Origin of the sequence: Pseudomonas sp. EA_15y_Pfl1_P101, from assembly GCF_963970835.1 — a bacterium.
GTDB lineage: Bacteria > Pseudomonadota > Gammaproteobacteria > Pseudomonadales > Pseudomonadaceae > Aquipseudomonas > Aquipseudomonas tritici.
Genome location: NZ_CAXAPA010000022.1, coordinates 68,288 through 74,737, shown reverse-complemented (window position 1 = coordinate 74,737; position 6,450 = coordinate 68,288). Strand labels below are relative to the sequence as shown.

3 protein-coding genes are annotated in these 6,450 nt (G+C 54.4%); all 3 read right to left on the bottom strand.

The features are described 5' to 3' along the window. Positions 1 to 377: 377 nt before the first annotated feature. The 3 genes from AACY36_RS26185 to AACY36_RS26175 are packed head-to-tail and all read right to left on the bottom strand — an operon-like array spanning position 378 to position 6,371. Positions 378 to 2,666, bottom strand: coding sequence for a DEAD/DEAH box helicase (locus AACY36_RS26185; RefSeq protein ID WP_339420453.1), 2,289 nt, complete (start codon positions 2,664 to 2,666; stop codon positions 378 to 380). Next, positions 2,641 to 3,936: an ATP-binding protein gene (locus tag AACY36_RS26180; RefSeq protein ID WP_339420454.1), complete on the bottom strand. Its 1,296-nt coding sequence runs from the start codon at positions 3,934 to 3,936 to the stop codon at positions 2,641 to 2,643. The genes AACY36_RS26185 and AACY36_RS26180 overlap by 26 nt, the downstream gene beginning before the upstream one ends. Then, a complete protein-coding gene (locus AACY36_RS26175) occupies positions 3,933 to 6,371 on the bottom strand; it encodes a tellurite resistance TerB family protein (protein WP_339420455.1) in 2,439 nt (812 codons plus the stop codon). Before AACY36_RS26175 ends, AACY36_RS26180 begins: the two co-directional genes overlap by 4 nt. Positions 6,372 to 6,450 lie beyond the last annotated feature (79 nt).

The window sequence follows — 6,450 nt, the reverse complement described above, 5'->3', positions numbered from 1 at the left end:
GCGGGGCTCCTGGCAGGCTTATGGAAGAGCAGTGGGTTAGCACGCTGTGTTCGACCCACGACGGTAGCAGTACCGAATAAAGCCGTAGGATCCGACTGATTCAACCGGGGTGGCGTGCCGCTTTCGCGGACGGCTGTCGTGAACCGAGCCACTCCGCATCTCGGCCCTGCCGGGCTTCCATCCTCACGTCTTCGGCCGAAGGCCTACGCGCTCCGCTTGCGGGTGAATGAGCCACGCTCCGATGAATGCTCCATGAGGCGTAGTACATTTTGATCAAACGGGCGAACCGCATTGGCCCGATTGACAGGTACCGACTTTGCTCTCGACAGGCGGCCGGATTTACGCATGTGCACCACCTGCGCTAGGTCAGCTTACCGCTAGTGGACGGTCGGGCTTTCGAATGCGTTTCCACCGTGCAGCCATCGAGTAGTAAACAACTTTGCAAACTCTACTGCACCTTTGAAATTCAACTGAGATGACGCATAGGATTTCATGAGCAGGGAGCGGGGGAGAGCCCAGTCCCACTTCTCCTTGATTAGATTCTCGACTCCATCCAGTAACGCCTCAATAACGTCGGGATCCAGTTCCGCAATTCTTGCGAGGGCGTCAGCGACACTTTTTTGTGAGCCGCCGAGCGACAATGCAAGGCCCGAGCTCTCGCAAGACAGTCCTACATAGTTGAACATGAGCACTAGAGCGTCGTTGGTTTGGTCGCCACGCCAAGTCAACAAATGAGTTTTCGAGTCAGAGCCGTAGGTGAATTCATTTGCTAGCCCGAGAGATCTGAAGGATTTACGGGCTTCGCTCAGTAGCTCCTGCGCTTTGCTATCGATGAAGGGGCAGGGCGTAGTCTCGGTCAGTACGGCCCGCATCTCCTCTCTCACATGGTCATGTACCATCGCACCAAGCCCGTCGAATTGGGGTGGCTGACCGCCCCGAGCGGCGGTTACGACGATCACCTTTTTTTCTATATCTACATCCAGTACGCGCCAACGCCGGCCACCAAAGATAATCCGCTGTCCCTTCATTAGAGGCCGACTGACAGGTATTGACCCAAGTGGCTTGCCCTCGCGGATAAGCCTGAATTCTTCATCGCTGGTGAAGGCGCTATAGAACTCGTAATGGTTGATCAGCCGTTCGCCGACTTCTCCCGGTAGTAAGTGACCTGAGCTGTCCTGCACGATCAGTTTCTTCACGCCGAGCTCCTTCAGTAGAGCAAAGAAGTCAGGCTTGGAAATGCTTTTAAATGTCCCGCTTTCAACCAGACCACCCCATAGCTGCGCCGCGCTGGCTCCTCCTTGCTGTGCGATTACTGATAGAATTTGTTGTACTAATGTCGAGGCATGCAATCCCTCAGCTCTAGGCGGCTCAAACCAGTTGCCAGTCAGCAGCCTGATCATGGCGATGGTTTGGACGAGGTTTTGGCGAAGTAGGTCAGATAGCAACGATTGATCTGTAAGCTCACGTTCCTGACAGTACGCCCGGAGCGTAGCCGGTTCATCGTTCCGGCGACCTGACCGACCTAGACGTTGGCGCAGGCTTGCGACTGATGGCGGAGAACCTATCTGGACGACTGTCTTGATGTTGCCTATATCTATCCCAAGCTCCAACGTAGTGGTGCATAAAGCGGATGCTGGAGGCGTACCGGCCTTGAGCGCGCGCTCCGTGTCTTCTCGCAGGTCTTTCGAGAGGCTGCCGTGATGGGGAAGAAACTCATTGGGCATCCCGCTGATCTCACAGAGCCGCCGCAACCGATCCGCGTACCACTCCACCTCTTGCCGGCTGTTGGGGAATATCAGGTTGTTACTGCCGCGCAGCACTTTGTACATGTGCGCAGCGATGGCATGCCTGGAGCCAGATTCGTCTTCCTCTTCGTCTCCATCGATGTCCTGGTCGCCGTCAGCGGCTGCTTGTTCTACCTGACGGAGCTTTTGCATGGGCGGCATCATGTAGCCACGCACTTGCACCTGAAGATTTTGACCGGATGATTTTGATTCAATCACCTGAATCCGTTGAGGGTGCCCGGGCCTGAGAAACTCACTCGCGAGTGACATGTCCCCCAGCGTGGCGGACAACCCGACTCTGGGTAGGGCCTTTCCGGCGACAAGCTCTACACGCTGCATCAATGACTGGAGCTGCTTACCACGCTCGCTGCCAATGAAAGCATGGAGTTCGTCGACCACGATGTAACGCAGGTTCTGGAAAAGCCCGGCCAAACTAGAGCCCCTGTTTACGAACAATGCTTCCAGAGACTCAGGAGTGATCAGCAGAACGCCTTTAGGAGACTTGAGAAACTTGTGTTTCTTGCTTGCTGACACATCGCCGTGCCATGCCACAACAGGGAGATCCAGTTGCTCACACAGTCGACTCAGTCTATCCCACTGATCGTTGATGAGTGCCTTCAGTGGGCTGATGTAGAGGACAGCACCTACAGGGTCGGGGTGATTCATCAGGTTTGTGAGGATGGGTAGGAACGCGGCCTCAGTTTTACCCGCAGCTGTTGAGGCGGCGATGATCACATCCCGGTCAGCATCGACTAGCGCTGAAATCGCCCATTCCTGGGCGTCCCGCAATGCTGTCCATCCTTGGGCCCAAACCCATTGTTGGACGGCTGGATGCAGGCGCTCGAAAGACGAGGATTCAGAGTTTGAAACTGGTGAGCTCATCGTCTGCCTCGATGCTTAGATCCTGCATGGCGCCGTCGTCTTGAGCAATCTGGACAGAGCCTACTAATGCACGCCAGTCCGCGCCGGGGTTCTGCTCCAGTACGGCGAGCAAGTTGATGAACGCCGTAATAGTCGTACGTGGCGTCCGGAAGTAGGCTTCCCCCAATCGTTGATTGCAGTGCGACATGAATGCAGGAATTGCCTCATCTGGCATCAAATACTTGTCCGGGTCGCCGTAGGCATAAACGTTACGCAGCTTTTGAAGCAGTACGTAGAAGTCTTCCGGAGTCAGGCTGCTCAGGCGGATTACAGGCCCGGACAGGTCGATCAATCCAGATTTGGCAAACGTGTTTTCAGCAAGTCGTGACTGCAAGGCGGGGTAGCTGTAAAGCCCGCGACGCGTGTCCATCAAAAACTCTGGCGTACCGCCGAGGACGAAGCCTAGACCCTCAGTGGAGCCTTGTAAGGAATCATTTAAAATCCGCAAGATCTGCTCGTAGTTGGCGTTGCGTGCCTGGGTGTTCGCTAGCTTGTACAGGTTGACAAGCTCGTCCAGACAAATCATGAGGCCGCCAAACCCTGCAAGCCGGACGAACCGCGACAGCAACTTCAACTGATCGTAGACCGATGCGTCATCAATGATTGTTCGGACACCAAGCGCCGCACGAGCATCTGTTCTAGTAGTGAATTCTCCTCGCAGCCATCGAATGGCATCTGCCTTCAGCTGCTCGTCGCCTTGTTCAAACCCTTTGCAGTATTTGGCAATTACGTCGGCGAAATCGTAGCCGTTTACCATCTCAGTGAGTTCGGCCAGAAATTCGCGAATGACGATTTCGCTCTCGACACCTCGCGTTTTGGCTTCAGATTTGGCTTGGGAAATGAATTTCTCAACAATACCCTGCAGCGCGCCACCGTCCGGTTTCGTCCGGGTGGACATGTTTTTAGCGAGCTCGGCATACAGGGAGCGTGCTTGTCCTCCGGATGCATGAAGCCTACGGTCGGGATTCAAATCGGCGTGCATTGTGACCAGCTTTCGCTCCATCGCAATGCCTCTGACAAGGTTGAGAAAAAAGGTTTTCCCCGCACCATATTCGCCTACAACGACCCTAAAAGCGGAGCCGCCGTCAGCTAGTCGATCTATGTCTTTCAGAAGAGCGTCCAGCTCTTTCGCTCGACCCACTTGAATAAGATGTTGGCCCGCACGAGGAACTACACCGGCTCGCAATGACTGGATGACCGCATCGCGATCTTTGGGGCGTATCGTGCTCATAAGGCTAATTCTTCCAGGATATCTGGGTTGATCTCGATGGGGTCATCCCCCTCGGAGACTGGCATGTCGAACCGTTCAAACGCCATGTCGTTGATGTGCTCTAGAGCACCGTCCAGCATGAGTTCCATATCAGTGGCAACATCTTCCAGCTCTTGGCGGCTCCATTCTCGGCGTGACACGATCATTCGTAGAAACGCTGAGTGTTCTGTGTCGAGCCCATGCACAGTCGCCGTATGATCAGTTGGCTGATCCCTGATACTGACTTTCACGATAGGCGGTTCTGGAGATTCATCATTGAATACCTCCGCCAACAATGCTGAAACCGCTGCCGTCTCGCGTTGGAGCTGCGCAATTTTGTCCATGTCCAAATTGAAGCCTTGGGAGGAATCATTAATGCTTGGCGTACCACCGGCCTGTTTGGCACTAGGCTCGGCACCAAGTGCGGACGCAGCGGAAGAATTCCTAGAAGGAGTGATGGCCGCGCCGTGTAAGTCCCCGTAAAGCAGATGTGGATCCAGCTCAAGTGTTTTATACACGCGCTCCAGCAGCCGGACTTCCTGAGGCGAAACGTTTCCGTCAGCTTGAGCGAGATGAGCTAGGAACCCAGCTATGGTGCGTTTGGCGTCGGCACTCAGAGGGCTTAACTTTTTCTTTAGGCTCGCCAGTGTAGGCGGCTGAAGAATTTGGATTTGCAGGTGGGCTTTGAGCCGTTTCTGATGAGATACGCGAAGATGACTCCAGGAATCGATATGCCGCCCTAGCTGGGTCATCTCATAGCCTGAGCTTTCACCATCTACGGCCGCAACCGCGCTTGCCAAATCCAGTGTTACCACAGCAGCGTGATAGTCCGAAGATGTCCGTAGGCTTCCATCATCGTCACTCGTCGCGAACAATACGATCGTGTCCGAATTTTTGGGAGTACGGCTACCGGAAAGTACATCTGGCTCAAAGCCAATATTCAAAGACTCGAGGGCTCTTGCCAAGGCTACAATTGTTCCACGAGGCAGAGCTCCTGAAGATCCAAAGCGACCTGCCAGATCCCCAAAAGTCATCGCCAACTGCTCATCCCCGGCTTGGAGTTGCAGTTCAGCGATTGCATCCTTCGCCGCTGCCGGCCATAGGGCCACCGGCAGTTGCAGAATACCCTCCAGATTTGAGGCTCCTTCTGGGTTACGACCTAGGTATCTGCTGTATGGGTCGAGGACTATCGTGCATTCATCCACCATAGCCTGCAGCTTGTTACGCGTTGCCGACGTAGCGGAAACATCCGGTATATCACCCAACGCAATTTCGGGAGCGCTCAAGCGCGAAGAGGCGGAGCGATAGGCGATTTTGAGCAGAGTCTTATTTTGGGTAAGCACAAGGCCCTTCGGATAAAGGGCTGAATACCGGGCCACGAACAGCTGCGCAAACTGATCCGCGCATCTGCTCACAGCAGTGCGGCGGCTGATGTTAGGGTCTGACTGTACCCATGCCATTGCCCACGCCGCGTTCAGGGGATGTTTGTCCAAAGCCATTTGGCCTAATGCCAGTCGTAGCGCAATCGGCAATTCAAAGCCATTCGACTCAAATCGAGGCGGTGCATTCAAGTACATCTGCGGTTCCACATCCATGAGTTGTATGTGGTTGAGCAGATTCGACGCGTAGTTTCGAAACGATGAATTGTCCCCGTAGAGGGTTTTAAGACGCTCAATCTCCGCTGCGATGGTCGGGAGTTCCGAACGCGCGGCCTCATCTGTAATTGAATCAATGATGGCCCGACGCTCGAGACCGTAAAAAAAGATGAAGACATATCCTATATCCACACTGGGTGCACAGCGGCCCTCGGACAGCCATTGCAGGTACCCACGTCGTGCTGCAGGAGAAATGCCGCTGTAACTCGGCCAATACCCGGTTAGCTTCTCAGTGAGATCCACATGCGCAGCGTGCACAGTCAACTGGCCGTCAATCAGCGAGGGCTCTTGGTCAAACGCCCGATCTGCTCTCTCAGTGAAATACACAAAGGCAACCTTAAGGGCCTGTCCACCGACGGTGATGGTTTCATCTTTTCCAATCCATCGCGCTTTCGGGGTTAGGTTTTTAGGCTTGGGAATCGTGAATTGCTGCTCAGGCGAGCTCACCCTGATCGTATGGAAATCTGAGCCAGCGCGGTCTCCGCTGTTCACATCAACGCTGATTTCAGATTTTTGCTCGTGATTTGACAAGGAGGCGGTCTGACCTAATGAGTCGGCTAGGATATTCGTTTTAAGGCGAGGAGGGCGCTTCGGTAGCGCTGCGGAGTACTTCATTATTAGCCAAATGACGGCAACGATTCCTGCCAAAACTGCGACTGTGAGCCGCAGCTTTGATGGTGCAGCGGCGATGGCCACGACCAATATCAGTATCAAGATCACCGCGCTCGACATGCCTAGGCTGCTTTTTTGCTTCCGTGCCATCAGGCGCTCCATGAAGTTCGGCTGGCTTATTGGCAGTATCTGCATTTTTTCGATTGGCGCCAAGCATGGCAGTTGATGT

What these genes read in the sequence shown, in the direction of transcription:
- AACY36_RS26175 (WP_339420455.1), bottom strand. Translation starts at nt 6,371, where the DNA reads ATGGCACGGAAGCAAAAAAGCAGCCTAGGCATGTCGAGCGCGGTGATC.
- AACY36_RS26185 (WP_339420453.1), bottom strand. Translation starts at nt 2,666, where the DNA reads ATGAGCTCACCAGTTTCAAACTCTGAATCCTCGTCTTTCGAGCGCCTG.
- AACY36_RS26180 (WP_339420454.1), bottom strand. Translation starts at nt 3,936, where the DNA reads ATGAGCACGATACGCCCCAAAGATCGCGATGCGGTCATCCAGTCATTG.